This window comes from Shewanella morhuae (genome assembly GCF_900156405.1).
Taxonomy (GTDB): domain Bacteria; phylum Pseudomonadota; class Gammaproteobacteria; order Enterobacterales; family Shewanellaceae; genus Shewanella; species Shewanella morhuae.
This window is the reverse complement of the sequence record NZ_FTNN01000004.1, coordinates 202934-229546: the sequence shown is the minus strand read 5'-3', so window position 1 is coordinate 229546 and position 26613 is coordinate 202934. Positions and strand designations below refer to the sequence as shown.

General features: G+C 44.1%; 24 protein-coding genes and 1 pseudogene. 13 read left to right on the top strand and 12 right to left on the bottom strand.

All coding sequences use genetic code 11. From position 1 onward, the window contains the following. The first annotated feature begins 240 nt into the window (after positions 1-240). Complete coding sequence (locus BW947_RS06940; RefSeq protein ID WP_076497876.1) at positions 241-2823, top strand: TonB-dependent receptor; 2583 nt, start codon at positions 241-243, stop codon at positions 2821-2823. A 68-nt stretch (positions 2824-2891) separates the two neighbouring features. Here BW947_RS06940 and BW947_RS06935 read toward each other — a convergent pair whose 3' ends face one another. Continuing rightward, on the bottom strand, positions 2892-4949 hold the full coding sequence (locus tag BW947_RS06935) for a TonB-dependent receptor (protein WP_076497874.1): 2058 nt from the start codon (positions 4947-4949) through the stop codon (positions 2892-2894). Between the two features lie 422 nt (positions 4950-5371). On the opposite strand from BW947_RS06935, the gene BW947_RS06930 reads away from it, so the two are divergent. Beyond that, on the top strand, positions 5372-5671 hold the full coding sequence (locus BW947_RS06930) for a hypothetical protein (protein WP_076497872.1): 300 nt from the start codon (positions 5372-5374) through the stop codon (positions 5669-5671). Then, positions 5668-7239, top strand: a complete 1572-nt coding sequence (locus tag BW947_RS06925; RefSeq protein ID WP_076497870.1) for a PepSY-associated TM helix domain-containing protein — start codon at positions 5668-5670, stop codon at positions 7237-7239. Before BW947_RS06930 ends, BW947_RS06925 begins: the two co-directional genes overlap by 4 nt. 57 nt (positions 7240-7296) lie before the next feature. Here BW947_RS06925 and BW947_RS06920 read toward each other — a convergent pair whose 3' ends face one another. From BW947_RS06920 to BW947_RS06900, 5 genes are all read right to left on the bottom strand, one after another. Beyond that, positions 7297-7797 (bottom strand): DUF4447 family protein, encoded by a 501-nt coding sequence (locus BW947_RS06920; RefSeq protein ID WP_076497868.1) that lies wholly within the window; start codon positions 7795-7797, stop codon positions 7297-7299. 30 nt (positions 7798-7827) lie between these two features. Continuing rightward, positions 7828-8235, bottom strand: a complete 408-nt coding sequence (locus BW947_RS06915; RefSeq protein WP_076497866.1) for an SMI1/KNR4 family protein — start codon at positions 8233-8235, stop codon at positions 7828-7830. 171 nt (positions 8236-8406) lie between these two features. Further along, the gene (locus tag BW947_RS06910) at positions 8407-9192 is read right to left on the bottom strand and encodes a RelA/SpoT domain-containing protein (protein WP_076497864.1); all 786 of its coding nucleotides are present in this window, start codon (positions 9190-9192) and stop codon (positions 8407-8409) included. A gap of 222 nt (positions 9193-9414) precedes the next feature. Beyond that, positions 9415-11499, bottom strand: coding sequence for a M13 family metallopeptidase (locus BW947_RS06905; RefSeq protein ID WP_076497862.1), 2085 nt, complete (start codon positions 11497-11499; stop codon positions 9415-9417). A gap of 262 nt (positions 11500-11761) precedes the next feature. After that, positions 11762-12316, bottom strand: a complete 555-nt coding sequence (locus BW947_RS06900) for a sugar O-acetyltransferase (protein WP_076497860.1) — start codon at positions 12314-12316, stop codon at positions 11762-11764. A 77-nt stretch (positions 12317-12393) separates the two neighbouring features. Between BW947_RS06900 and rsuA the strand changes: the two genes are divergently transcribed. Further along, on the top strand, positions 12394-13146 hold the full coding sequence (gene rsuA, locus BW947_RS06895; RefSeq protein WP_076497859.1) for a 16S rRNA pseudouridine(516) synthase RsuA: 753 nt from the start codon (positions 12394-12396) through the stop codon (positions 13144-13146). Between the two features lie 133 nt (positions 13147-13279). Here the strand turns inward: rsuA and BW947_RS06890 are convergent, their stop codons facing one another. Further along, positions 13280-14236, bottom strand: coding sequence for a DUF4097 family beta strand repeat-containing protein (locus tag BW947_RS06890; RefSeq protein WP_076497857.1), 957 nt, complete (start codon positions 14234-14236; stop codon positions 13280-13282). Positions 14237-14299: 63 nt separating this feature from the next. Here BW947_RS06890 and BW947_RS06885 point away from each other — a divergent pair. Beyond that, a pseudogene (locus BW947_RS06885) lies at positions 14300-14620 on the top strand (methyl-accepting chemotaxis protein); the annotation flags it as partial. A 185-nt stretch (positions 14621-14805) separates the two neighbouring features. Here the strand turns inward: BW947_RS06885 and BW947_RS06880 are convergent. The 3 genes from BW947_RS06880 to lolB all read right to left on the bottom strand — a co-directional run bounded on the left by BW947_RS06880 (position 14806) and on the right by lolB (position 17366). After that, positions 14806-15753, bottom strand: a complete 948-nt coding sequence (locus BW947_RS06880; protein WP_076497855.1) for a ribose-phosphate pyrophosphokinase — start codon at positions 15751-15753, stop codon at positions 14806-14808. A 112-nt stretch (positions 15754-15865) separates the two neighbouring features. After that, positions 15866-16720, bottom strand: coding sequence for a 4-(cytidine 5'-diphospho)-2-C-methyl-D-erythritol kinase (ispE, locus tag BW947_RS06875; protein ID WP_076497853.1), 855 nt, complete (start codon positions 16718-16720; stop codon positions 15866-15868). A gap of 1 nt (position 16721) precedes the next feature. Then, the gene (gene lolB / locus BW947_RS06870; protein WP_076497851.1) at positions 16722-17366 is read right to left on the bottom strand and encodes a lipoprotein insertase outer membrane protein LolB; all 645 of its coding nucleotides are present in this window, start codon (positions 17364-17366) and stop codon (positions 16722-16724) included. 253 nt (positions 17367-17619) lie between these two features. Here lolB and hemA point away from each other — a divergent pair, with 253 nt between their 5' ends. The 3 genes from hemA to prmC are packed head-to-tail and all read left to right on the top strand — an operon-like array spanning position 17620 to position 20827. Continuing rightward, on the top strand, positions 17620-18870 hold the full coding sequence (hemA, locus tag BW947_RS06865; RefSeq protein ID WP_076497849.1) for a glutamyl-tRNA reductase: 1251 nt from the start codon (positions 17620-17622) through the stop codon (positions 18868-18870). A gap of 14 nt (positions 18871-18884) precedes the next feature. Next, complete coding sequence (gene prfA / locus BW947_RS06860; RefSeq protein WP_076497847.1) at positions 18885-19976, top strand: peptide chain release factor 1; 1092 nt, start codon at positions 18885-18887, stop codon at positions 19974-19976. Positions 19977-19978: 2 nt separating this feature from the next. Further along, positions 19979-20827 carry a peptide chain release factor N(5)-glutamine methyltransferase gene (prmC, locus tag BW947_RS06855; RefSeq protein WP_076497846.1) on the top strand — a complete coding sequence of 283 codons (849 nt, stop codon included), beginning with the start codon at positions 19979-19981 and terminating at the stop codon, positions 20825-20827. Positions 20828-20964: 137 nt separating this feature from the next. Here prmC and BW947_RS06850 read toward each other — a convergent pair whose 3' ends face one another. After that, positions 20965-21378: a GNAT family N-acetyltransferase gene (locus BW947_RS06850; RefSeq protein ID WP_076497844.1), complete on the bottom strand. Its 414-nt coding sequence runs from the start codon at positions 21376-21378 to the stop codon at positions 20965-20967. A 119-nt stretch (positions 21379-21497) separates the two neighbouring features. Here BW947_RS06850 and BW947_RS06845 point away from each other — a divergent pair, with 119 nt between their 5' ends. The 5 genes from BW947_RS06845 (at position 21498) to BW947_RS06825 (ending at position 26040) form a co-directional block, all read left to right on the top strand. Then, the gene (locus BW947_RS06845) at positions 21498-21893 is read left to right on the top strand and encodes a SirB2 family protein (protein ID WP_076497843.1); all 396 of its coding nucleotides are present in this window, start codon (positions 21498-21500) and stop codon (positions 21891-21893) included. Further along, the gene (locus tag BW947_RS06840) at positions 21893-22681 is read left to right on the top strand and encodes a SirB1 family protein (protein WP_076497841.1); all 789 of its coding nucleotides are present in this window, start codon (positions 21893-21895) and stop codon (positions 22679-22681) included. Before BW947_RS06845 ends, BW947_RS06840 begins: the two co-directional genes overlap by 1 nt. A gap of 155 nt (positions 22682-22836) precedes the next feature. Beyond that, positions 22837-24084, top strand: coding sequence for a DUF819 family protein (locus tag BW947_RS06835; protein WP_076497839.1), 1248 nt, complete (start codon positions 22837-22839; stop codon positions 24082-24084). A gap of 64 nt (positions 24085-24148) precedes the next feature. Beyond that, positions 24149-24997: a 3-deoxy-8-phosphooctulonate synthase gene (gene kdsA, locus BW947_RS06830; RefSeq protein ID WP_006080266.1), complete on the top strand. Its 849-nt coding sequence runs from the start codon at positions 24149-24151 to the stop codon at positions 24995-24997. Between the two features lie 170 nt (positions 24998-25167). Next, positions 25168-26040 carry an EamA family transporter gene (locus tag BW947_RS06825; protein ID WP_076497838.1) on the top strand — a complete coding sequence of 291 codons (873 nt, stop codon included), beginning with the start codon at positions 25168-25170 and terminating at the stop codon, positions 26038-26040. Between the two features lie 160 nt (positions 26041-26200). Here the strand turns inward: BW947_RS06825 and BW947_RS06820 are convergent, their stop codons facing one another. Further along, positions 26201-26539 carry a P-II family nitrogen regulator gene (locus tag BW947_RS06820; RefSeq protein WP_076497836.1) on the bottom strand — a complete coding sequence of 113 codons (339 nt, stop codon included), beginning with the start codon at positions 26537-26539 and terminating at the stop codon, positions 26201-26203. Between the last annotated feature and the right edge of the window lie 74 nt (positions 26540-26613).

Below are 26613 nucleotides of genomic sequence, written 5' to 3'. Positions count from 1 at the left end.
CGGCCTCTTTATTTTAGTGATTAAAATATGATGATTTACGAGCAGATATCAGTTAAAGGCTCTGGATTCTTTTTCAGTTTGTTAGTAGCTAACATGTCCTGTTTTAACATGCAACAAAAGTGTCACATCTACTTTTATCTGATTGACTTTATCTTGTAACTCATTATCTTACTTGTTGTTAATTTAAAGTTATTTTTTAGTTAATTTTGTTCAATAAAATAATTAAAACAAGGGATATGTATGAAAAGACCTCAGATTTTACCTAGCGCTATTGCTGTTGCCATTACTATGTCATTAGCCCCTACAGTAGTTCAAGCCGCAGAGGGCGTTGAAAAAGTTGAACGTATTGAAGTCACTGGTTCTCGTATTAAACGTACTGATATCGAAGGTCCATCACCGATTCAATCTATCAGCAAAGACGATATTGCTAATATGGGGTTTGATAACCTACAGCAACTACTCGAACGTATGCCTGCTAACGGTGCTGGTGCTTTTTCTACCCGAGGAAACAGCCAAGATTCTACCGCTAACGGCGGTGCATCCATTAGTTTACGCGGCTTAGGCCCTGATGCGACTTTAGTGTTGATTAACGGCCGCCGTGTTGCGGCGAGTGCTTTTGCCGAAGGCATCACTAATTCATTTGTTGATATCAACAATATCCCTGTTTCAGCTATCGAACGTATCGACATTCTTAAGGATGGTGCATCGGCTATTTATGGCTCTGATGCTATTGCAGGTGTGGTTAACATTATCCTCAAAAAAGACATTGAAGGCATTGAGGTTAGTCTTGGTTTAGGCGATAGCTCTGGTACGGATTATGGCGAAAAAACCGCGAGTGTCGTGTGGGGAACTAAGTCTGAAAAAGGCAATGCATCGATTATTCTCGACTATTTCAAAAATGATACTTTGGCTGCAACTGACTTAGGCCGTTTTGGGGTTTCAAACCAATCACCTTATGGGGGGGAGGACTTTAGATCTTCCCGTGGTTTCCCTGGTTATTTCTATGTAGATGGGGTGAAAACCATCGATCCTGCTTGTCCTGCTGATAGTGCAACAGCGAGCGGTAGTTGTTTATTTGAATATGGCTCGTATAACTTGGTGATCCCATCTGCTGAACGCGTCGGTGCTATTGGTCAATTTGATTACCATTTCAATGATGATTTAACAGCCTTTCTTGAAGTCGCTGCTCAGCACAATACTTCAGAAGCGGGCGGTGCACCAACGCCTCTTGATGAAGATGCTGGATTAACGGTTCCCGGTAGTCACCCAAATAACCCTTGGGGCAAAGATATTGAAATCGGCCGTTTTCGTACCGTTGATGCGGGCGCGCGACGTTGGGATATCGAATCTGACAGCTTACGTTTAGTCGCGGGTTTACGCGGTGTCGTAAAGGAGTGGGATTGGGAAGCTTCTGTTCAAAAAGGTCGTAGTGAGTCAACTCAAACGGGTGATCGCAGCCAAGGTTGGGTAAGAACTGATTACTTACAACGTGAAATAGATGCCGGTCGTTATAATCCATTTGGTGGTGCAATTAACTCACCAGAAGTGATTGACGCCATTACGACTAGTTTAGTGCGCCAAGGCCTGTCGAATATGACGTCTTATGCGGCTAATATCTCTGGTCAAGCGTTTACCCTCGGTGGTCGCGACATTATGATGGCGGCCGGAGCTGAATATCGCGAAGAAGATGTGAGCGATGTGCCGGATGAGCAATTCCAACGTGGATTGATTTTTGGTACTGAGGCGGTTTCTGCAGCAGCATCCCGTGAACAATATGCGGCTTATATGGAGTTATCTATTCCGATAACGGATAACTTCGAACTGCAGCTTGCGGGTCGATATGACCATTACAGTGATTTTGGTTCAACGACTAACCCTAAAGTGGCTTTCCAATGGGGCGTGACCGATGAGTTAACGGCTCGCGCTTCTTGGTCTACGGGGTTTCGTGCGCCATCTTTAGCACAAATTGGCCTTGGGCCATCTCGTGAAAGTAGTTTCTTTATCGATACTTATCGCTGTGCTGCCGATAATGTGGATTGTGAGGCTTTAGATTACAACACTGAATTTGAAGGCAACTCAGATCTTGATGCTGAAGAGTCTGAGACGTGGAACGTTGGTATGATCTGGGCGCCAAGCCAGAAGTTTGATGTGGGTTTTGATATCTTTAGTATTACGCAAGATAACAAGATTGATAAACAACCATTAGGCGATATCTATACAGCAAATTGTAATGATCAAAGTAGCACTGTGTGTGAGCGTTTAACACCGCAGGCAGGGCAAACGCTAGGTCCGATTAGTATCATCCATTCAAGCTTTGTTAACTTAAGCTCTCAAGATGTACAAGGCATGGACGTATCTAGCCATTATGGTTTTGAGCTAGATAGCTATGGCGATTTAAAATTCGGTCTAGAGTACAGTTACTTACATAACTTCGAAAAAGACGGCCTAGATTACACTGGCGAATATAAGTTTCCTCAACATCGTTGGTTACTCACCACTAACTGGACTATGGACAACTTTAGCGCCAACATTAATCTAAGCTATATCGGTGAGTTTGAAGATACTCCCGATATCGATTTTGATGGTGTACTCGATTTTGAAAGCAATAAGTCGCGTACTATTGATGCGCAATTGTTGGTAGATATGTCAGGTACTTATCGCTTCAATGACATGTTCAAGCTCACTTTGGGTGTGAACAACGTCTTTGACGAAGAGCCACCATTTGCCATTGGTGATGGTGATACTGACCTTTACGGCTATGTTATTTCAGTACATAACCCAATGGGACGCTACGTTTATACTAAGCTCACCATGAATTTCTAAATGTTTAATTGAAGGTCTTAATGTTAAACGGCGCCCAGTAAAGGCGCCGTTTTTTATCTATATGATTATTAAAAGTTATACATCACAGATATACCAATATTTCTAGGGTCGATAATTGCAGCATAACCATCTATATAGCTTTGGCTTGGAGGTTCGTTTACCGTCATTGCTTGTTCGTCAAATAGGTTATTGACGAAACCGCTCACACGCCAGTTATCAGTCTGATAATCGACACTAAAGCGAGCGACAACGTAGTCACCGGCTACTCTGTCTTCTGTGTTGTTTATGTCTGCGAAGTATTCACCGACGTAGTTGCCTGATAGGCCGAAGGTGAATTCATCATTAAGCCAATACTTAACACCTAAATTAGCTGTGACATGTGGTGCTGAATTCAGTTGATTGCCGATGATATCCCCATAGCTAGGATCTACCTTTTTTATTTCGCTATCTAGCAAACCCACACCAGTGATTAATTGCCAGTTATTACCAAGCATTGCGGTCAGCGCAGCCTCAATACCATAGGTGACAGCTTTATCCACATTGGTAATTTTACGCGCTTGATTGGATGCTTGGTAACCATCGAAGTCGTTATAGAAAAGGTTGGCACTAAGGTTGATATTGCCGTCTAAAAATTCACTGCGAGAACTGAGTTCGTAGGTATCAACAAATTCTTCATCGTAGTAATAGTATTCACTCTCTGCTAGTGACAATGCTCCACCACCAGCGTTATAGCCGCGACGAGCGCTGGCGGCTAAGGTCGTGTTGCCTGTGATGGCGTACTGCAGGACTAACTTCGGTAGGGTAACCGTGGTGGCCTCATCGAGGTTTTCATTTAATTGACTGCCTCTATATAGCATCAAAAAATTACGTTCCTGTTCATCGCGCATCACTCTGCCACCTAAAGTGACCCATAGTGAGTCGGCCAAACCATAGGTGATCTCGCCATAAATAGATGTGGATTTACTACTGTCGTCGCCGTTATAAATTGTACTGCCTGTACTGTCGAAATCTTGGCTACGTTCAAAATAAGATAGGCCAACAAAACCATTAAAATCACGGTCATTTAAGCCAAAACTGTATTTGCCATCGATGGTGTAGCTTTGATCCTTCATATCGACATATTGCTGCGCAGTGACTATCGGCTCATAAGATTCAGATCCCCAGTCGTAATCCATGTAGGCGACAACTAAATCGAACGCCTTACCTTCACCCAGGTTGTAGTCAACTTTAACTGAATGTGTGGTTGATTTGGTTTCAATATAACGTTGGAAGATAGGGCTATAGGCCCAAGGATCATTACCTGAAAAATAGTTACGACCTGAGTCTCCTTTCTCATCATTGTACGAGAAGCTATACATCACTTTTAGATCTTCAATCTCGCTCGGTTGCCATAGAACTTTACCGCGCCAACGATTGGTAATGAGCTCATTTTGGTCGAAAGTGGCGGGGTTAGTGTCGTATACCAAACCTTTATTGTAGGTCTCGCCAGTGACATTTTGTCCACTGATTCTAAAAGCTAATTCGTTGTCTAAAATTGGGCCCGATAACATCACGGCATTATCAATATAGTTATCTTGGTTACGGTAACCTAAACGTGCAGCACCATGCCAATCGAATGTGGGGTCTTCTGTTTTTATAAATACAGTACCACCAATGCTGTTACGCCCATTAATGGTTGATTGCGGCCCTCTAAAGACTTCAATTTGTTGAATATCCCATAAGCCAGTATCACCGGTGAGATCGGCCACAAAAGGTTCTGCTACACCATCAATCAGTGTGGAAACGCGTGCTCTGGCGCCGCCTGTAAATGAATTAAAGCCTGACGCTGAGCCATTGCCTGAAACACCACGGATATCTGGTACTGATCCCGTGATCACTACAACGTTGGGTACTTCAGACAAAGCATTTGAAACGGACTGATACTGACCGCTATTAAGTGCTTCCTTGTCAATCACTGAAACCGATGAGGTTGTATCTTTTAAACTGCGCTCAATTTTTTCACCATAAACAGTGATTTTTTCGATCGATCCTGTTGGCTCTGCTTCTACTGCTGCGTATGCCGTTGACATGCCTATGCTCGCTAACATTGTGGCAATAACATTTTTCGTAAACGCCCTGTGTTTCATGAGTATCCCCGTACTGACTCTTGATGATTAAAGAGGTGTTATCTAGATGTGGCGACAATTTAAATTAAAATAACCTTAAGCGCAATTGCGAACGCATCTGATTTACATTATCATTTGCATATTTTGTGACCTCAACCAAATAATCAAAGCAACAGGGTAAATATGTTTGGGATTTCTGCTTTTGTAGCAACAATTATCGGTAGCATGCTTATTTACGGCGCGAGTAAACATCAAAGATTAAGGCGAACGTCATTACCTAAATCATTTTTGATAATCGGATATTGTTTACTTTTATTGGCTTTTTTCTGTTGGTCGCAGCATTTAAGCCTGTTATCAGCACTATTCACATGGATTTTCAATGTCTTGTTATTGTTGATTTGCATACCCTTGCTTACGCTTATTAAACATAGAGGTACGCAGTCATGAAGCGCTTAACCGAAGCCGAAAAAATTCAACCCCATTGGTGGCGCAAAAGTCTTATTGCAGGCGTGTTAGGGTTAACCTTTGCTTACGGGGTGGTGGGAGTGTTTGCGTGGTTTGGCCCTGGAGGAATTGATGCACCAATGAAGGTTCAACTCAATATGTGGTTGATTAGTTTCATTTGGTTATCCGTTGTTTCACTGAGCTTTTTATTTAAAACCGCAACCACGGCCTTATATCGCTTAACTTTGGCTAATATTGTTATTTATCTTATTTTCATAGGGTTATGGACGTTGTTATGAAAATTCGCGCAGATATTCTTCGTACTTATCAATCTATCCATACATGGACAGGAATATTAACAGGGTTACTACTGTTTATTGCTTTTTATGCTGGTGCATTGACTATGTTCAAACCGCAAATTACACAATGGGCAATACCGTCCAATCAGCATTTAGCTCAGGTGTCCAGTGATCAATTAGATGAATTAGTCACGCAGGCTATGGGCCAATTTGATAAAGCTAGAGATGGTTTTATTATTAGTTTTGATGAAAACCAATCGCCGATGAAGTGGTACGAACATGGTGGTGGTCGTGGTTTTCGATTAGATGACCAATTGCGTCATGCAAGCTTGACTGAGAGTGGCGAGATAACTACTCAAATGAGTAGCACTAATGAGTTAGGTACGTTGATTGATCAACTGCATCGTACCGCTGGCATTATCGGTAAAGTAGGCCATGAAGATTTGGGTGTGATTATTTTGGGTGTGGCAGCCATTTTGTATTTTTTGGCGTTAGTATCCGGTGTCATTATCTTGCTACCCACTTTAGTCAAAAACCTGTTTGCACTTAGACAAAATAAGGGGAGTAGCCGCTTTTGGCTAGACAGCCATAATCTTGTTGGCATCATCAGCTTGCCATTTCATCTTATCATCGCGTGGTCTGTGATTGTTTTTGCATTTCACGACTTTTTTTATGCTGGATTGGGGGTTGTTTATGGTGATAAACCTTTGTTTGAACGACCTGCGAGTTCAAACGTTGAATATTCAGTTACTGAACTTCCTTCAATGGAAACGTATCGACAGCAACTGAGCACGATGACACATGGCTATCAAATCGTTTCTATGGCATTTTCGAACCTTTCGACTAAAAATCCAGCGCTCGCTGTCGAGGTAAAAACTGACGGACAGATAATGCGCGGTGGTTATAGCGATTTTATTTATCTAAACCCCTACACATTTGCGGTGCAATTTAACACACTAAACCAAGCCAGTGAGGGAGTTTATGGTCCTATTGTAAACAGTCTATTTGCTTTGCACTTTGGTAATTATGCGGGAAATTTTGGTCGCTGGCTGTATTTCGCCTTTGGGTTATTAGGGGCGTTCTTGTTCTATAGTGGCAATTTACTCTGGCTAGAAAAACGTCGTAAAAAGCAAGCTGCACAGCAAGCCTCGACACGTTTTATGGCGTCACTGACGATCGGTGTTTGTTTGGGCTCAATGTTAGGTGTCAGTTTAGCTATCTTATTGACTAAATGGCTTTATCTTATAACTCATCAGCCCAATAGTTATTATCTGGCTTGTTATTACGTGGTATTTTTTGGCGCTATTATTTATAGTTTTTTCCGCCAACCTGCATTGGCTGCAATTCATCTTCTTAAGTTATTAGCATTAAGTTGTGCCTTAATACCCATGAGTACCTTAATATTCCCATTACTGATGCAAATAAAATCAACTGCTAATATCGGGAGTCATTTAGGAGTAGTCGATATTACGGCGTTATTTTTTGCCGTATGTTTTTATGTCAGCGCTAACAAGGTTCATCAGCGAGCTCATTCTGGAGAACCTAATAGTATTTGGGCTTTATCATAATCAGTTAACTAAAAAAGCAGCATGATAGCTGCTTTTTTAGTGTCATATAGGTCTAGATTAAAGCTGCGTCGCGGCCCATTTAGCGCGGCTTTCGCGGCTTTCGCTCATTTTGGTTGGTTCACGGAAGGCTTTATAAGCTTCTACGTCCAGCGCTACTAAGCTCACATCGACTTCTAAGACTAATTTGCACTCTTTCTTGATACGCCAAGCTGCGGTGTTGTACAGCTCAGTAAAAGGCAATGAACTTAAAAATTCGGGGTTGTATTGCGTATAAGTGGCTTGAGTGGAGTACACCACGAAAGCTAAGTGACGCTTAGGTTCTTTTTTAAATAACTCTTCAATGCCATCGCAGGTGTTGAGCACTTGCATCTCGATGATGTCATCAATATCGAGTAGTTTTTTTTGTGCTAGCTCTGGTGCAACTTGTTCGCCACTTTCCCAGGCTAATACATCGGCTTCACTATGATTAGTGAGCGTGCCAACTTGAGCCGCACTTAAGCTCAGTGATTGGCGTAAGTAGCTCATTTCGATGGCGTTCAAGCCAATGTTTTTCGACATAATATTGTTCTCAATGCAATAAAAGTAAAATTAGTATTTGATCTTCAACCAGATTTCTTCAACCCATTCCCAGAACGACTCCCAATAGATATCAGTAAAGCCGCCATTTTTCCAGAAATGCACTTGGCCATCTTGGTCGATACAGTAAAAGGCATCGCCCTGCTGACAAATGGCAATCATCTCCCTTGGCATGCCGATGGACCAAGCATAGCAAGTCACTTCGGGCAGATAAGTGTGGGAGTAAGGATCGGATGCAGTCACTGGCTCTATTGCGCCGAAAATCACATCGCTGGCATACAACAGGTATTCCTTTAGCTCCCGCGGCAATGAAATCAGGATTTGCTCTTCGACCTCGACGAGTTGCTCAAATGTGGGTAATTCGAGTGGCACAGGCACAGTTTCGCTGCGTTCTTGGAGTTGCTCGATGATGTCGTGCATGGCGTTTCCTGCTGATAGGGCTATGGCGCGGGATTATATACTCAAACAGCTGTTCGATGCGAGAGAGTGCATTTGTGCATAATGTTTTTAAACTGACTTTTAGCGTTGTAAAACATAAAAAAGCGCCAGCACCTTTTCAGAATACTAGCGCAAGAGTGAAAGGGGCAGAGTTTAAGCGGCTGAGGTTTTTAATAAACTGGCTTCATCGACCCGTTTATAGTTAAGCCATGCTTTGTGGTACAACTTATGTGATTCTTGGCGTAATTGGGCAATCTGCGCCAATTCAAATTCACTCAGTGATCTTTTTTGTTTATAAGCATTGGCTTCAATCATCTGTACTTTTTCATATACCTTGTGCTCTGGGCCATTTTTGATATTGGCAATATCCTGTAGGTGTAATTGCACTTCAGCAATCATGCCTGATTGAGGTAAACGCACCAGTAAATTGAGATCACGATAGCCTGACGTCTTAGGCTCAGCAAAGCGGTTTTTTTGTTTCACCACTTGAGTTTGCTCGTTTAAGATTTGGTAAACCTGCATTAAATCTTGAATGCTGCCTGCCACAATACTGGCCCTTGCAAGGTCGGTAATTTGACTGGCGTCGCCGTTAAATTTTGTCGCCACTTTATCGGCGGCTCTTTGGTAGCTTTTTACCGGAGGAATAATCACTTGCGTTGGAGAGCGCTGGGCAATTTTGGTGAGCAATTGAGCCAGTTCAGCCTGTGCGTCGTAGGCTTGTTGATGTAACACGGATAAGTTACTTGAAGCTTGGCGAGGTTCATCAAAAGCTTGGCTGCTAAGAGCATATAGACCTTGTAGGTCATGGCTTTGTGCCTGTCTTGCACTGTAATTGCCACGTTCTGTTTTACTGTCGCTGATATCCAGAGTGTTGGCTACACCAGTACGGCTCGATAATAACAGTAGAAAAATAAAAAAAGTACGAAATAACTTAGTCATGCGGCCTACTTCCTTATGCGTGAGTGATACCGAACACGTATTCACCATAGGCCACTATTACTTAATTAAAGCTGAATCAACCGTTAAGAGTTGTTCATCTTATGCTGGGTTTTACATTCATTACGCTATGGTTTAGCCAAATAAAAATGGCGCCACCTGTGATAGGAAGCGCCATTGTTGTGGCTCGGCAGACTTATTGCCGAGTGGCCATGTAAATTTGGTTTACCAAATTTTTACACGTTTTTCTGGTGCAATATACATAGCATCACCAGGTTTGACTTCATATGTGCTGTAAAACTCAGGCATGTTAGATAAAGCGCCCAGAGCACGGAACTCTGCAGGTGAGTGTGGATCGGTTGCTACGCGGTTACGCATGGCTTCTTCTTTGGCTTTTGCACGCCAAATTTGAGTGAAACCAATGAAAAAGCGTTGATCGCCCGTTAAACCATCTATCACTGGCGCTTCTTTACCATCGAGTGACTTCTTATATGCGCGGTAGGCGATAGTCACACCGGATAAGTCACCAATGTTTTCGCCTAAGGTTAATCCACCGTTGACGTGTAAATCATCAAACACATAGTAACCATCGTACTGGGCTATTAGCGCTTGGCCGCGGGCAGAGAACTCTTTTAGGTCTTGCTCAGTCCACCAGTCACGCATATTACCTTCGCCATCAAACTTGGCACCTTGGTCGTCAAAACCGTGGCCCATTTCGTGGCCAATAACCGCACCAATACCGCCATAGTTGACGGCATCATCAGCCGCTAAGTTGAAAAACGGTGGTTGCAAAATAGCGGCAGGGAATACGATTTCGTTCATGGTTGGGTTGTAGTAAGCGTTAACCGTTTGTGGGGTCATGTGCCATTCGTCTTTGTCGATTGGCGCGCCCAGTTTGGCTAATGATTTAGCATGTTCAACTTCGCTGGCACGCATAGCGTTACCGGCTAAATCGTCAGCTTTGATGGTTAGTTTGCTGTAATCTTCCCATTTGTTCGGATAACCGATTTTTGGATTGAATTTGGCTAACTTATCGGCGGCAGCCACTTTAGTGCTGTCACTCATCCAAGCTAAATCTTTGATGCTATCGCCATAAGCGCCGCGAAGGTTTTCAACCAGTGCTTGCATGCGTTCTTTCGCTTCTGGCGTAAAGTGACGTTTGACGTACACCTTACCGACGACTTCGCCAAGGATACCGTTAACGGTTGCTACACCACGCTTCCAGCGCGGCTCTTGTTCTTCTTGACCGTTTAAGGTTTTAGAGAAGAAGGCGAAGTTTTCGTTGTCCAGCGCTTCACTTAGGTTATTCGCCGCATGCGTTAATACTTGCCACTGCATGTAGGTTTTCCACGTGGCTAAGTCGGTTGCTTTTAGCACTTCGTTTAAGCCTTGGATATAACTAGGTTGGTTAATAATAATATCGGTTTGTTTATCAGCGCCAAGCGTAGTTAAGTAAACTGTCCAGTCGATATCCGGTGCCAATGTTGGTAAATCTTTTACTTGGTACAGGTTATAGGTTTTAGTGCTGTCGCGGTTTTCCACCACATCCCAATGCTTAGCGGCAATGGCGGTTTCTAACGCTAAAATAGCCTCAGCACTGGCTTTGGGTTCGGCCAGCCCTGCTAGAGTAAACATGTTTTCGATGTGGGCAACAAACGCTTTACGGATATTAACGAAGCGCTCTGAGTCATTAAAGTAGTAATCTTTTTCTGGCAAGCTTAAGCCATATTGGTATAAGTGCGTCGCATAACGGCTAGAGTTTTTGGCGTCGATATCGATATAAAACGCTATTGGCGTACCAGCACCAGCAATTTGGCTATGGGTGAAGTATGCCACTAATTCATTTTTATCTTTTAAGGCATTAATGGCATCGAATTCACTTTGAATGGGCGTAACACCCAGCTTGTTGAGTGTCTCGGTATCCATGAATGAGCGATACAAATCAGCTACTTTTTGCTCATCAGTGCCTGCGGCCAGATTTGGCGTTGCTGCGACTTCCTCGATGATAGCTTTTACATCGTCACGGGATTTTTCACGTAAATCGTAGAAGGCGCCAATGCTGGTGCGGTCGGCTGGGATTTCGGTTTTTTTCAACCAAGCGCCGTTAACATATTGATAAAAGTCATCCTGCGGACGAATGGATTTGTCAAAATTAGCAAATTCAATACCAGAACCTAATGCTTGCGTCACTGCAGCAGCGGTGGCTGTTTTAGTCGTTTCGGGAGCTTTGACTTCGGCAGGCTTATCATTACAGGCAGTTAGACCTGCGATGAGTGAGGCACACAGTCCCCCAATAAGTACTTTTCTCATGTTGTTTCCTTCGAGTTTATTATTGTGCCCATTATGGGGGCTGTTATTTTGGCAAAGATGGGATTGCTTCAGGCGCAATGGAATGTATGTTAATGCTTTAGTGTAAATTGAAACAAGATCATTACTCTTTATATCATGCGATTCACCTGAGTCATATGTAACTAAAGGTTACCAATGACAAGGTTGAAACCATTCTCGGCAACACTAACGTATGTAAGTTATTTAAGATTGGCGAATGTTTAGCGCAATATTTTAAACTCGCTTAGCTCAGCTGCTTAATTGGCTTGGCAGGATTACCTACCACGATACTCTTCGCGGCGACATTTTTTGTCACTACAGCGCCAGCACCGATAATCGCATCATCACCAATACTGACTCCTGGCATTATGATTGCTCCGCCACCAATCCATACACGCTTGCCCACGTTAATGGCTTTTGCGGTTTCTAAACCTGAGCAACGCAGCTTAGCATCGAGTGGATGACACGAAGTATAAAACTGGGCGTTGGGGCCAACCATGGTCTGTTCACCAATCACAATGGGCGCATTATCTTGCAAGGTGACATTTACATTGATAAACACTTTATCGGCAAGGGTGAGGTTAAGGCCGTAGCTGATAAAAATAGGTGTAGATATCGTCGCCGCTGACGATTTATGAGGAATGAGTTGTTGGCAGAGTTGAGTGAAATCTTGATTATCTTGCTCGATAGTTTGATTTAATTGCCGATTGAGCTGTTGCTGCTGCGCTCTTACACTCAATAGTTCGCTGGCAAAGCAATTATATTCTTGGCCCGCGATCATTTTTTGGTATTCCGTCATGTCATCTTTCTCTGTGGCGATAGCGAGCAATTTTTAAGGGACATGTAACAATAGCATCACTGCCTAGTCGCAATTCTTTGCCCTTTGAAGTGGTCGGCCTCATAATATGGCAGTTTTCTTTATTGAAGTTGAGTATTAACGTGCGTTTAGACAAATTTATCTGTGAGAGTACCTCACTAACTCGCTCATTAGCGAAAAAAGCCCTGCATCGCGGTGACATTACTTGCGATGGTGTGGTTGTTAAAGATTCGGGCTTTAAAGTGAGTGAAGCTATGCATGTTTGCCTTGAGGGTGAACGGATAGCATTAGTGGGCGTGCGTTATTTGATGCTTAACAAACCAGTCGATACGATTTGCTCAACGATTGATGAGACTTATCCTTCGGTATTGAGTTTACTTGATGTACCAAAGCCTGAAACCTTGCACATTGCCGGCCGTTTAGATGCTGATACCACTGGACTGGTGTTGATTACGACTGACGGTCAGTGGTCACACAAAGTCACTTCGCCGAAAAAAGAGTGCGCCAAACGTTATTTAGTGCAACTGGCCGATCCGATTGATACTAGCTTAATTGCACTATTTGCTGCCGGTGTTGAATTACGCGGTGAAGATGGCTTAACAAAGCCTGCGCTATTGGAGATTATTGAGCCGCAATTAGTGCGCTTAACCATCACCGAAGGTAAGTACCATCAAGTGAAGCGTATGTTTGCTGCTGTGGGGAATCATGTGGCAGGTTTGCACCGTGAAAGTATTGGGAACATAGAGTTAGATCGCGCACTTGCATTAGGCGAATGGCGATATTTGACCGCTGAAGAAATCGCGTCAGTTTAACCACCTAAATTTAGGTAAATAACCTGTAGAAACGCAGAGTCTATTTCGAGTGTGGATTGACCCACTTGATATAACAATGCCGCCCGAGTGCGACTCGCGGCGGCATTTTTGTGTATGCTAAAAGGGTGAGTGATTACTGCTTTTTTAATGTTAGCTCACCACTGATGGTATTTATTTTTACCTTGGCAGCACCTGAGCCAGTTTGGAATACAAGCTTTGCACGTGGTGCATATTTTTGTTTTTTAGGTTCATCTTGAGTTAACGCATTGCTGATTTTTCCGCTAGGACCGCCATTTAAATCAAAGCTAGCATCGGGTATATCAGCAAACGTCAGCATGATATCACCACTGATGCTGTCTAAATTGACGGTGCTGACGTTTTTAGTCAGTGAGACTTGCACGTCGCCACTGACCGTTTTTAGGATGATTTCTTTGGCGGTATTCAAGTTTGCGGTAACTTCGCCTGAAACCTGTTCAATCGTGACTTTTTCGGCTCGAGATTGACTATTTAAATCGCCGCTCACGAGATAATAATTAATTTCACCTTGACTATCGGTATCTTGAATAGTCCCCGATACGGTTTTCAACTTGTTATTACCGTTGATGGCTGTAGTGGTGATATCACCTGAGATAGTGTGTAGCTCAGCATTACCACTCAGTTGGTTAGCATTGATATTACCACTCACAGTGCTTAATTTGAGTTCACCTTTTATATCAGTTAATTGCAGGTTGGCGGAGACGGTGTCAGCACTGAGTTTTACTGTCTTTGGCACTTTAATGGTGAGCTGCGAACCAGTGTTAGTACTGCTATTATAGTGGCGGGGCATTTTGTCTTCGAAATTAAGCGTATTTCCCTGTTGCTCAAATACAAACCCTTCGCTCAGTTCATCCAGTGTACCGCTAACGCTCACCTCGCTTTTATCCCAGGTTTGAATGGCTACATCCCCACGTTGGACGTTGATTTTAAATTGAATATCGTTGCTAATACTGAGTTTTTTATCGATGTTTTGCACTGCGAACACATTCGCTATCAGGCTTAAATAAAGCATCGAAATAAATAGGCTAGTTGTAGTTAAATTGCGGTTACTCATAGTTGCTTCCTTGTGTTGAGTTTCGAATTGGTCACATTAAGTTAATTACAATAGATCAAGTTCACGCTGCAGTCCCGTACCCGTTTGATTGTGCAGTTAATGGCATCGAGCCAAAAACAAGGCGAAGAGAGCGCAGAGCAAGCTGCGAGTGCGGGGACATTATTGAAACGTATCAATACAGACATGCGTAATATTATGGATATGAGCACTCAAATTGCCGCGGCGATTGAAGAGCAAAGTATGGTCGCTGCCGAAGTGAATAAGAACGTGGTAGTGATTAGGGATATTGCTGAGGAGTCATCACATGCCGCTGCTGCGAATGCGTCGGATGATCTCAAAGCGCTGGCGGAGTTTTTATTCCGCGCAGTGAGTAACGTTAAAATCTCATGTTCCAAACGACGGGTATCAAAAGCGGCTCACACAAAAATTGGTTTCCCTAAAAAAATGATGCGCATAAATAACAGTAACAAAAACGCACTCATCAGAGTGCGTTTTTATGTGTCATAGATTATAGCAATACAGCCCACTAATTCGCTGTATTGAAATAACCCAGATCAGTCTATAACTGATTAGTGGCGGAACATCGCAGAGATTGACTCTTCGTTACTCACGCGACGAATCGCCTCTGCCAGTACTGCTGACATAGTCAACTGTGTCACTTTAGCCACTTTCAGCATTTCAGGGCTTAAAGGGACAGTGTCAGTCACAATCACTTCATCAATCACAGAGTTAGCGATATTTTCAGCCGCATTACCTGAGAATACAGGGTGAGTTGCGTAGGCAAATACGCGGTTCGCACCATGTTCTTTCAAGGCTTCAGCCGCTTTACACAGAGTGCCACCTGTGTCGATCATATCGTCAACGATAATGCAGTCACGGCCTTGAACATCACCAATGATATGCATAACTTGAGCAACGTTTGCCTGTGGGCGACGTTTATCAATAATGGCTAGATCAGAATCATCCAATAGTTTTGCTACTGCGCGAGCGCGAACAACACCACCGATATCAGGAGAAACAACCACAGGGTTATCTAAGTTCTTTGCCAACATATCTTCTAGCAGCACTGGGCTACCAAATACGTTATCAACGGGAACATCAAAGAAGCCTTGGATTTGCTCAGCGTGCAGGTCACAGGTCAAAACGCGGTCAACACCCACGCTAGACAAGAAATCGGCAACAACTTTAGCGGTAATAGGTACACGTGCACTACGAACACGACGGTCTTGACGAGCATAACCAAAGTAAGGAATCACTGCGGTAATACGGCCTGCAGATGCACGGCGCAGCGCGTCAACCATCACGATGAGTTCCATCAGGTTGTCGTTTGTCGGCGCGCAAGTAGATTGGATGATGAACACATCGGCACCACGTACATTTTCGTTAATTTGGACACTGATTTCACCATCGCTGAAACGACCAACCACTGCGTCTCCGAGTTTGCAAAATAGACGATCGGCTATCTTTCTAGCGAGACTGGGGGTGGCGTTCCCAGCAAAGAGCTTGATGTCGGGCACTGTATAAACCTCAGGCGTTTGCTTTATATTTTAGTGGCTAGCGTAACGACGATGTGGGACGGGAGAAACCCGAGGCATTATCGTATAAAAGGTTACGCTAGAAGAAAGTAGTTTACGGGTGACTCAATCGCACCATGAGCGGCGAACGATTCATCCCTTTTGCAACAAATCCTTGCATATCAGACGGTAATTTCGCCAAAGCTGCGAGAGCTTGTTGCTGTTGTGTGAATTCCCCGAACACGCATGCGCCTGTTCCTGTCATTCGCGACGGCGCGTATTCTAGCAGCCAGCCTAATGCCTTGGCAACTTGAGGGTATTTAGAAACGACCAGTTTTTGACAATCATTTACCCAAGGTTGGCTCATTAAGGTGTCAATGGCTAATTTAGGTGTATCGCGTGGTAAAAGTGGATCTTTAAACACGTCGGCAGTAGAAACATGGGCATCGGGGGTAATAATGACATACCAAAGTTCATTTGGATTTACTGCATGTAAACGCTCACCCACACCTTCAGCAAAAGCGGCGAAACCATGAATAAAAACAGGAATATCGGCTCCTAGCTTAAGGCCGATTTCAGCCAGTTTTTCAGTTGATAATTGGGTGTTCCAGAGTTTGTTTAATGCCACCAAAGTCGTCGCCGCATCTGATGAGCCGCCACCTAAGCCGCCACCCATAGGCAGGCGTTTATCTAACCAGATTTCAGCGCCACCTTTAAAGCCGGTGGCTTGCTGCAATGATTTTGCGGCTCGCAGAATTAAGTTATCGTTATCAGCGACAACAGCCGACATATTCGAATGCAACACCAATTCGTCAGTGTCAGTGACGCAAAAATCGAGCATGTCGCAGCAATCGATAAACTGAAACAGCGTTTGCAGTTCGTGATAGCCGTCGTTACGGCGGCCATTAACGTGTAAAAATAAGTTAAGTTTGGCTGGTGCAGGCCAATTGCGGGAAATAATAGCGGACATGTTAAGGCTGTTCTCCAGCAATTATCGCGGGCTTGCCAAGCGCTTGCCATTGATTAAGTTGTAGTTTGAGTTGTAAGTCGCCGCGATCCAGCTTTAATTGGTAGGGAACATTGGCGCCACTTTGGGATTGCCAGCTTAAAAATGTGACTAGCCAAGGTGGTGGGGTTTGAGTATTGGTCAGTAGTTTAGGTTTGCCTTGATTGTCGCTTTCGATGACCTGATCATTTGGGCCAACTTGGCCGGTGATCCATAGTGGCAAATCGGCTAACGGAATTGACCAGCCACTAACGCGCTCGAGTAAACGCTGGGCGTTATCGTCGCTAAAATCTTTACCATCGATATGCAAATGGGCTGAGTTCGGGGTTGAGTTAAGCGTCAACACTGTTGTACCCAGCATAGTGGTAAGCGTGAGTGCGTCACTCTCTTCGCTATGGCGCCAGTAGATATTGGCGCTGAGCTTATCATCAGGGGTTTTTATGGCCAATTTACCCTGTAATTCCCAAGCTTTGGCTTGGCGCGCATCTATTACGCTAATCGGCTGTAAATCATCTGTAGGCGGCAAGATTTGGCAAGCGCCTAAAAACAGTAAGCTGCTCAAGACGAGGCAAGAGAAAATGGATTTTGTGAGACGCTTCAAATTATTCATCTATGACTGATATACCAAAGTCCTTATGATACGAGTGCTTGGCAATAATACCAATGCCAAACGTAAAATTTCCATCGGCGGTCACTTCGATTTACTCCTTCGGGACAAATCCTGTCTTACCTATCATTAATAGGAAATTTAGGTAAGAAGTTAGACCTTTATTCGGTTTTGTTAAGCGTATTCTGTTTTTAGTTGGGCCAATTAAGTAGAATAGCCTTATTAAGAGCGTCGCCAAGAATCTAGAAAGAGTCAGATGAGCCTTGTAGCAATTGGTATAAACCACAAAACAGCCACGGTAGACCTGCGTGAGAAAGTTGCCTTCTCTCCGGACAAAATTCATGATGCCATGAAGAGTCTGGCGAGTCGTACGCGCTCGGGTGAAGCCGTTATTGTCTCTACCTGTAATCGCACTGAGTTGTATTGCAACAACGGCGATGAGGCTGACATCATTGCTTGGCTTGAAGAATATCACGGCTTAGACCATGAGGATGTGGCGCCTTGCCTGTATAATTACCATGGTCAAGATGCGGTAAGGCATTTGATGCGCGTGGCATCGGGGCTCGATTCGCTAATTTTAGGTGAGCCGCAAATTCTTGGCCAAGTAAAGCAAGCGTTCGTTAAGGCGAAAGAAGCCGGTACGGTTGCTTTAACCATAGATAGACTTTTCCAAAATACTTTTTCGGTTGCCAAAAAAGTCCGCACTGATACTGAAATTGGCGCAGCTGCTGTTTCTGTCGCCTTTGCCGCCGTGAGTATGGCGAAACATATTTTCTCGTCGATATCGACCACCAAAGTGTTATTAATTGGTGCCGGTGAGACCATCGAACTGGTTGCTAAGCATCTTAAAGACAACGGCGTAGCCTCCATGGTGGTGGCAAACCGTACACTTGAACGTGCCCAAGCCATGTGTGAGGAGTTTGGCGCCACAGCAATTACACTGGCGCAGATACCAGATTATCTCCCCAAAGCCGATATCGTGATATCCTCTACCGCCAGCCCACTGCCTATCTTAGGTAAGGGCATGGTCGAAAAAGCGCTAAAGCAGCGTCGTCATCAACCTATGTTATTGGTTGATATAGCAGTTCCCCGTGATATTGAGGCGGAAGTTGCTGATTTGGACGATGCATATCTGTATACAGTGGACGACCTGCATAGCATTATTGAACAGAATATGGCTTCTCGAAAAGAAGCCGCCGAGCAAGCTGAAGTAATTACTGAAGAACAATCTTTTTTGTTTATGGATTGGATCCGTTCTTTAGAGTCGGTCGATAGTATTCGCGAGTATCGCAGCCACAGCATGGCGGTAAAAGATGAGTTAGTGGAGCGGGCCCTGAATAAACTAGCCCAGGGTTCTGATGCTGAACAGGTATTGATTGAACTAGCCAATCGCCTGACTAATAAACTTATCCACGCACCGACACAGGCCCTTACGGCTGCCAGTCGTCAGGGCGATTTGAATACTCTCGGTCAGTTAAGATCAGCGCTTGGAATAGATAAACACTAAGGTTCGCGAGTTAAATGAATGAATCCGTTATCCGCAAGCTGGAAGGCTTGCTCGAGCGTAATGAAGAAGTCATGGCTTTGCTGGGTGACGCTAGCGTCATTGTTGATCAAGACAGGTTTCGTGCATTATCAAAAGAATATGCTCAATTAGAAGATGTGGTTGCAGGCTTTAAAGCCTATCAGCAAGCACAAGCCGACCTTGATTCAGCGAAAGAAATGCTGGAAGAAGACGATGCTGAAATGCGCGAAATGGCGCAGGAAGAGATGAAAGCCGCCAAGGCTAAACTCGAGCATCTAGAAGGTGAGCTGCAAATTCTATTACTGCCAAAAGACCCCGACGACGATAAAAATGCGTTCGTTGAAATTCGTGCTGGCGCTGGTGGCGACGAAGCGGCAATTTTCGCCGGTGACTTATTCCGCATGTATAGCCGTTATGCCGAAGCCAATCGCTGGCAAGTTGAGATAATGAGCAGCAACGAAGGCGAACATGGTGGCTTTAAAGAAGTCATTATGAAAGTCAGTGGTGATGGCGTTTACGGTAAACTCAAATTCGAGTCAGGCGGCCACCGCGTACAACGAGTACCTGAAACCGAATCCCAAGGCCGTGTACATACCTCAGCGGTAACCGTTGTAGTATTACATGAAGTGCCTGAAGCTGAAGCGATTTCAATCAACCCTGCCGATCTAAAAGTGGATACGTTCCGCTCATCGGGCGCGGGTGGTCAGCACGTTAACAAAACGGATTCAGCCATTCGTATTACCCATATTCCGACAGGGCTTGTGGTGGAATGCCAAGATCAACGTTCGCAACACAAAAACCGCGCTCAAGCCATGAGTGTATTGGCCGCTCGTATTCAAGCAATTGAAGACGAAAAGCGTCGTAGCGCCGAAGAATCGACCCGTCGTAGTCTGGTTGCCAGTGGCGATCGCTCCGAACGTGTGCGTACTTACAACTTTCCGCAAGGTCGCGTGAGTGAACATCGCATCAACTTAACCCTATATCGCTTAAACGAAGTGATGGAAGGCGACCTCGATGCTATCATATTGCCGCTGATGCAAGAACATCAAGCCGACCAGCTAGCCGCTCTGGCTGGCGAACAGAGGTAACTTTGTCAGATCAATCTAGTATTGCCGAAGCCCTGCAATGGGCTTATGTACAGTTAGTCGCAACCTCTGAATCCGCTCATCTGGATGCAGAGGTTTTGTTGCTGTATTGCCTCAATAAAAGCCGCAGTTATTTATACACTTGGCCTGAAAAGTCCCTAACCGTTGAGCAGTGGAAACGCTTTCAACAGATGGTGCTAAAACGCCAGAAAGGTGTACCTGTGGCGCATATTGTTGGCGAGCGTGAATTTTGGTCTTTGCCATTTATCGTTAATGACACTACGTTGATCCCGCGGCCTGACACCGAAATTTTAGTAGAAACCGCATTGAATATGCCGCTTTCTACCTATGCTAAAGTGCTCGACTTAGGTACAGGCACCGGAGCCATTGCACTGGCGCTGGCATCTGAGCGTGAATCATGGGAAATCACCGCCGTTGATAAAGTTGACGATGCCGTCGCTTTGGCTATCGCAAACCGCGAAAACTTAAAGTTACCGCAGGTTGAAATTCTTCAAAGTGATTGGTTTAGCGCAGTGAAATCGCGGGATTTTGATTTAATTGTTTCAAACCCGCCCTATATTGACGAAGCCGATGAACACTTACACCAAGGTGACGTGCGCTTTGAACCCCAAAGCGCGTTAACCGCCGCCGAGGAAGGCTTTGCCGATCTTTACTACATTGCCAACACCGCCCGAGATTACTTAAAACCTAACGGTTATATCTTACTCGAACATGGTTTTGAGCAGGCGGTACGTCTCAGAGCAAAACTTATCGAACTGGGCTACGAGAATGTTGCCACAGTGCGAGACTTTGGCAGTAACGACAGATGCACTATGGGTAAATGGGCTGAATAAGCCACTATTGCTTACGTTGAATTGTTTGCCAAGTTATATCGATTTAATGAACGCCATTGGTTATCACCAATGGCGTTTTTGTTTTCTAAAGAGTCACCTTAAGCTGATGTTAAGGTGACGATCGCAAGCCTTAAACATCACAACGCTTTCACCATAAAGAATTTCCTGCCGGTTTCTGGGTAGGCTTGTTGTATCCATTGCACTTTATAGCCGTGACGCTCGTAAAAGGGCTTGGCTTGAAAATCTAGAGTATCGAGTAATACAAATTGGCAGCCACGTTCCTTTGCTTGGCTTTCTGCCGCTAACAATAAACGAGTGCCGATTTTTTGCTGCCTTAGGTTGTCATCTACCCACAGATAGTCAATTAAAAACCAGTTGCCGAAAGTTTTGCCGCTAATACCGGCTAGTAGTTCGCCCTCTACATTTTGTAATTTTAGCCCGAGGTTTTTACGGCAAAGTCCTTGCCATTGAGCTTGGTTGAATTCAACGATTTTTTGTTTTACTGCATCGGCGAACTCGGTTGATTCATCATTAATTAAGGTTACATTCATCGTTATTTCCCATTTGGTTTTTTATGCTGTTTACGCTGTTATTCTGGGTTGATAGGCATTGGTATGCCGTAACGGATTAGGGTAAACTAGCGCCTTTGTCACTGGCCATAAGTATCGCAATGGAAACTTTTTACAGTCTATATCCTGCTATTAAGCATCTGCATTTAACCTTGATTGCCGTAAGCGTCCTCTTTTTTACTGTCCGTTTTGTGCTGCATTTACGTCAGTCTGAGGTAATGAATAAAAAAGTGATTAAAATCGCCCCTCATGTGATTGACACTTTTCTACTGCTGTCGGGCTTAACCTTGTGTTTTATGATCCAACAATTTCCTTTTGTTGATCCTTGGTTAACCGAAAAAATCGGTGCCGTTGTCGCCTATATTGCCTTAGGTGTGATCGCAATAAAATCAAATAGAAACAAACTGTTCAAAGTCTTCGCCTTTTTGGGTGCTATTGGTTGGTTGGTTTATGCGGCTAAATTGGCTCATTTTAAACAAGCGGTATTATTGGGTTAATGAGTAACTACACTCTGCAAGATGGCATTTCATTGCCCGAGTCGGCATTGGATATAGGTGCGCACCTTGGATTTTCTAAACTTGAAGCGGCTAGATTTGCTTGGTTTGAAATGGCGGGAGCGGTATTAAGTCATTATTTAGTTGATCAACAACAGCGCTTTAATGCGCTGTTGCATTGGTTTTATAACGACTTAGGCTTTTGCGTTCGTGATAACTACTTTAGCACTGAGGCAGCAGATTTAGGCACTTGTTTGATTAGCCGCCAAGGTAATAGCACCACGTTGGCAACCGTGTTGATGTTATTGGCTAAACAGCTAGACCTTGAGTTTGAACCCATATTGCTACCTGGTAATACGGTGCTACGTTGCAAGGTTGCCGGAGAAGTGAGTTATCTTGACCCTTTAACGGGTAAAGAGCTGACTCGTCACCAGTTACATGTGTTAGTACGCGGCGAGTTGGGTAATGCCGCTTTGCTTAAGCAAAGCTATTTAAAGCCCGCTACGGTGAAAAAGTTACTGACGCGTATGCTGCATGAACTTAAAGCCGGTTGCATTGTATCGCACCAATTTGAGGCGGCGATGGAATGTTGTAGTCTACTACTGCAATGGCATAGCGACGATGTGCATTTAAATCGCGAACGCGCATTTATCGCCCAGCAGTTGGGCTGTATTAGTGTGGCGGCGGCCGATTTACAACATTTTGTCGATAATAGCCCGCATGACCCAGTGATTGAAATCGTTAAAATGCAGCTTAAAGAACTTAACGAGCACGCCGAAATTTATCATTAAAGCAGAGCCTTTCGGGGCTCTTTTATCTACACACCGCAATACTCAATCAACAAAAAACAAATAACACTGAGCCAACAAAAAATTTGGCTCAAAGACTTAAGGTTAAGTCTCTAATATAAATAAAATAATAACTGTATCAACAGGGAGAAATTAGCATGACAAGTACGGCTTTAGTGACGAATGATGCCACGGCGTTAGGGATACTCGCGGCTATTTTAGGTTTTGTATTTTATACCAGTAGTAGCAGTCATCCATTTTGGAAAAAGTTCTATCGTTTTATTCCTGCCCTTTTATTATGTTATTTCTTACCTTCGTTATTGAATACTTTTGGCATCATTGACGGTAATACCTCGCAGTTGTATTTTGTAGCATCGCGTTATTTACTGCCTGCTTGTTTAGTCTTATTGATACTCAGTGTTGATTTTAAAGCTATTTTAAGCCTCGGTCCTAAAGCCTTGATTATGTTTTTAACCGGCACTGTCGGTATCGTTATTGGTGGCCCAATTGCCTTGTTATTGGTATCAATTATTGAACCCTCTTTGATTGGTGTTGATGGCCCCGATGCAGTATGGCGCGGTATGACAACTCTAGCGGGTAGCTGGATCGGCGGCGGCGCTAACCAAGCAGCAATGAAAGAAATTTATGAAGTCGGTGGCAATATTTTCTCTGTGATGGTGACTGTCGATGTAATTGTTGCCAACATTTGGATGGCCGTGTTGCTATTTATGGCTTCAAAAGCGAAAGAAATTGATGCTAAAACAGGCGCGGATACCACAGCGATTGAAGCGTTAAAAGATAAAGTTGAAAAGTATCACGCTGAAAACGCGCGTATTCCTACTCTAGGTGATTTGATGCTAATTGTGGCCGTGGGTTTTGGTATTACTGGTATTGCCCATATGGCGGCAGACTTTCTCGGGCCATTTTTTGAAGTTAATTACCCCTGGACCGAAGATTACAGTTTAACCTCTAAGTTTTTCTGGTTAGTGGTGATTGTTACTACCATTGGTTTAGCAATGTCATTCAGTCCAGTGCGCCATTTAGAGGCTGCAGGGGCATCGAAAGTCGCCTCAGCATTTTTGTATATTTTAGTGGCGACCATTGGTCTGCATATGGATGTGAGTAAAGTGCTCGACACGCCCTTGTACTTTTTAATTGGTATTGTGTGGATGCTTGTGCACGCAGGCTTTATGTTATTGGTGGCTAAGTTAATTAAAGCGCCGCTATTTTATATGGCCGTTGGCAGTCAAGCTAACGTAGGCGGCGCTGCTTCGGCGCCTGTAGTAGCTGCAGCATTCCACCCAGCTCTAGCGCCTGTGGGCGTGTTATTAGCCGTATTGGGTTATGCATTAGGAACTTACATGGCATGGCTCTGTGGCCAGCTGTTACAGGTAGTTGCGGCATAGCCATCTTAGCCTTATATTCAGTTCACCGCTGGGAACGATTCCAGCATTTTAGAGAGAAGTTGCGATGAGTAATAAAATCATAAACCTAGGTTCAATTGAGATTGCTAACGATAAACCTTTCGTGTTGTTTGGTGGCATGAACGTGCTTGAGTCTCGCGATCTTGCTATGTCGATTGCTGAAACCTACGCTGAAGTGACCCAAAAACTGGGGATCCCTTATGTGTTTAAGGCCTCCTTTGATAAAGCAAATCGCTCTTCAATCAACTCTTACCGTGGCCCAGGCATGGAAGAAGGTTTGAAAATTTTTGAAGAAATCAAAAAGACCTTTAACTTACCGTTGATCACCGACGTGCATGAAGTGCATCAGTGTGCGCCAGTGGCTGAAGTAGTTGATATTATTCAGTTGCCTGCATTTTTAGCCCGTCAAACTGATTTGGTTGTTGCTATGGCAAAAACCGGTGCCATCATCAATGTGAAAAAACCGCAGTTTTTAGCGCCGCACGAAATGCGCCACATCATCACTAAGTTTAATGAAGCGGGTAACGACGAAATTATTCTGTGTGAACGCGGCTCAAGCTTTGGTTATAACAACCTAGTCGTTGATATGCTCGGTATGGACGAGATGAAGCAATCTGGCTATCCAGTTATTTTCGATGCGACCCATGCGCTGCAACGTCCTGGTGGCCGTGCTGATTCTGCTGGCGGACGTCGTGCGCAAGCTACCGAATTAGCGCGCAGTGGCATGGCGTTAGGTTTAGCGGGCTTGTTTATTGAAGCGCATCCCGATCCTGATAATGCTAAGTGCGACGGCCCATGTGCTTTACCTTTGCATCAGTTAGAAAATTATCTCAAGCAAATGAAAGCAATCGATGATTTGGTTAAATCTTTTGAGCCTATCGATACTAGCAAATAATTTTTAACGCTATTGTTTAATATCAAAGCCTCGATTTGTCGGGGCTTTTGTTTTTACAGTGACATAGTGCATTTGTTATTGCTGCGTAGCTATCATAAACATGAATGTTTTATGATGGGCTTTAACATTCCCACGCTTTTACAGTCGACGACCTCTTACGGATTACCTTGATGTGGATTTTATTAACGCTGCTGGCGGCGTTTATGCAAGCTTGGCGCAATGCGTTTCAAAGCCAGTTGAGTAAAGAGGTGAGCGTTGCTGGCGTGACCTTAGCGCGTTTTATTTGGGCTGGGCCGATTGCCGCAACTTATCTGGCGGGTTTATACCTGTGGCAGGATATGGGTATCCCCGATTTTAGCGATCGTTTTATCGGTTTTATCCTTGGTGCATCGGCAATGCAAATCATTGCGACGGGCTTAATGGTAAAGCTATTTAAGCTACAGAACTTTGCCGTTGGCGCTGGGCTGGCCAAGAGTGAGGCGGTGGTTGCGGCGATTTTAGGTACTTTATTCTTTGGTACCCATTTATCGCTATTAGGCTGGTTAGGTGTATTACTTGGCGGAATGGCTATTTTTCTGATGAGCGCCAAACAAGGCTTACGTAGCTTATCGCTTAATACAGTGCTGATTGGTTTAGCATGTGGCACCTCATTTGCGTTGACATCACTTTGGGTGCGAGAAGCGAGCCTGTGTTTGAATGTGGGGTTTCCCTATAGTGCAGCTTGGGTATTGCTGTTTGTGATAAGCCTACAGACGCTGGTTTTAGTGATTTATTTATTAATGCGAGATCAGTCTACGCTGACGGCTTTATGGCAGCGGCCTAAGCTGACCTTGCTCACGAGTATTGCCAGTTGCTTTGGGTCTATCGGATGGTTTAGTGCAATGTCGCTGCAGGCGGTGCCCTACGTTAAAACTTTAGGCCAAGTTGAAATTTTCTTTATGCTGTTGATTGCGACCTTTTGGTTAAAGGATAACGTGAAGATCAAAGACATGTTCGGGTTAGCATTAATCGCTATTGCCGCGATTTTAGTCATGTGGCAGTAGCCAAATATTCTTAATATATCCTATGAACTTAATATCGCTATTGAGCGAGCAAAATATGCTTTAGATAGCGCAGCGAGCAACGTAAACCATTACCAATAAGCAAAATGATAAGACTATTTTCAACTGGTTGAATTATATCGCGTCTATCAATAGGCTGAGATTATATCGCATCAGCGCCTTCTTCTGAGGTGCGAATACGGATGACTTGTTCGAGTGCTGTGACAAAAATTTTGCCATCGCCGACTTTACCTGTATGGGCCGCTGCAATTATCGCATCGACAACTGCTTCTTCTTGGTCGGCATGAATAGCGACTTCAAGTTTTATTTTAGGTAAAAAATCTACCGTATACTCAGCGCCCCGGTAAAGTTCAGTATGGCCTTTTTGGCGGCCAAAACCGCGCACTTCAGTCACTGTCATGCCATGAACGTTAAACTGAGTTAAGGCTTCACGTACATCGTCTAATTTAAAAGGTTTAATTATCGCGGTGATCAGTTTCAATCTTTTCTCCAACCAATATCAGGCTCAATGTATGGAATAAAGCAGGAATCAGGCCAGATGAACAAGGCATTTAT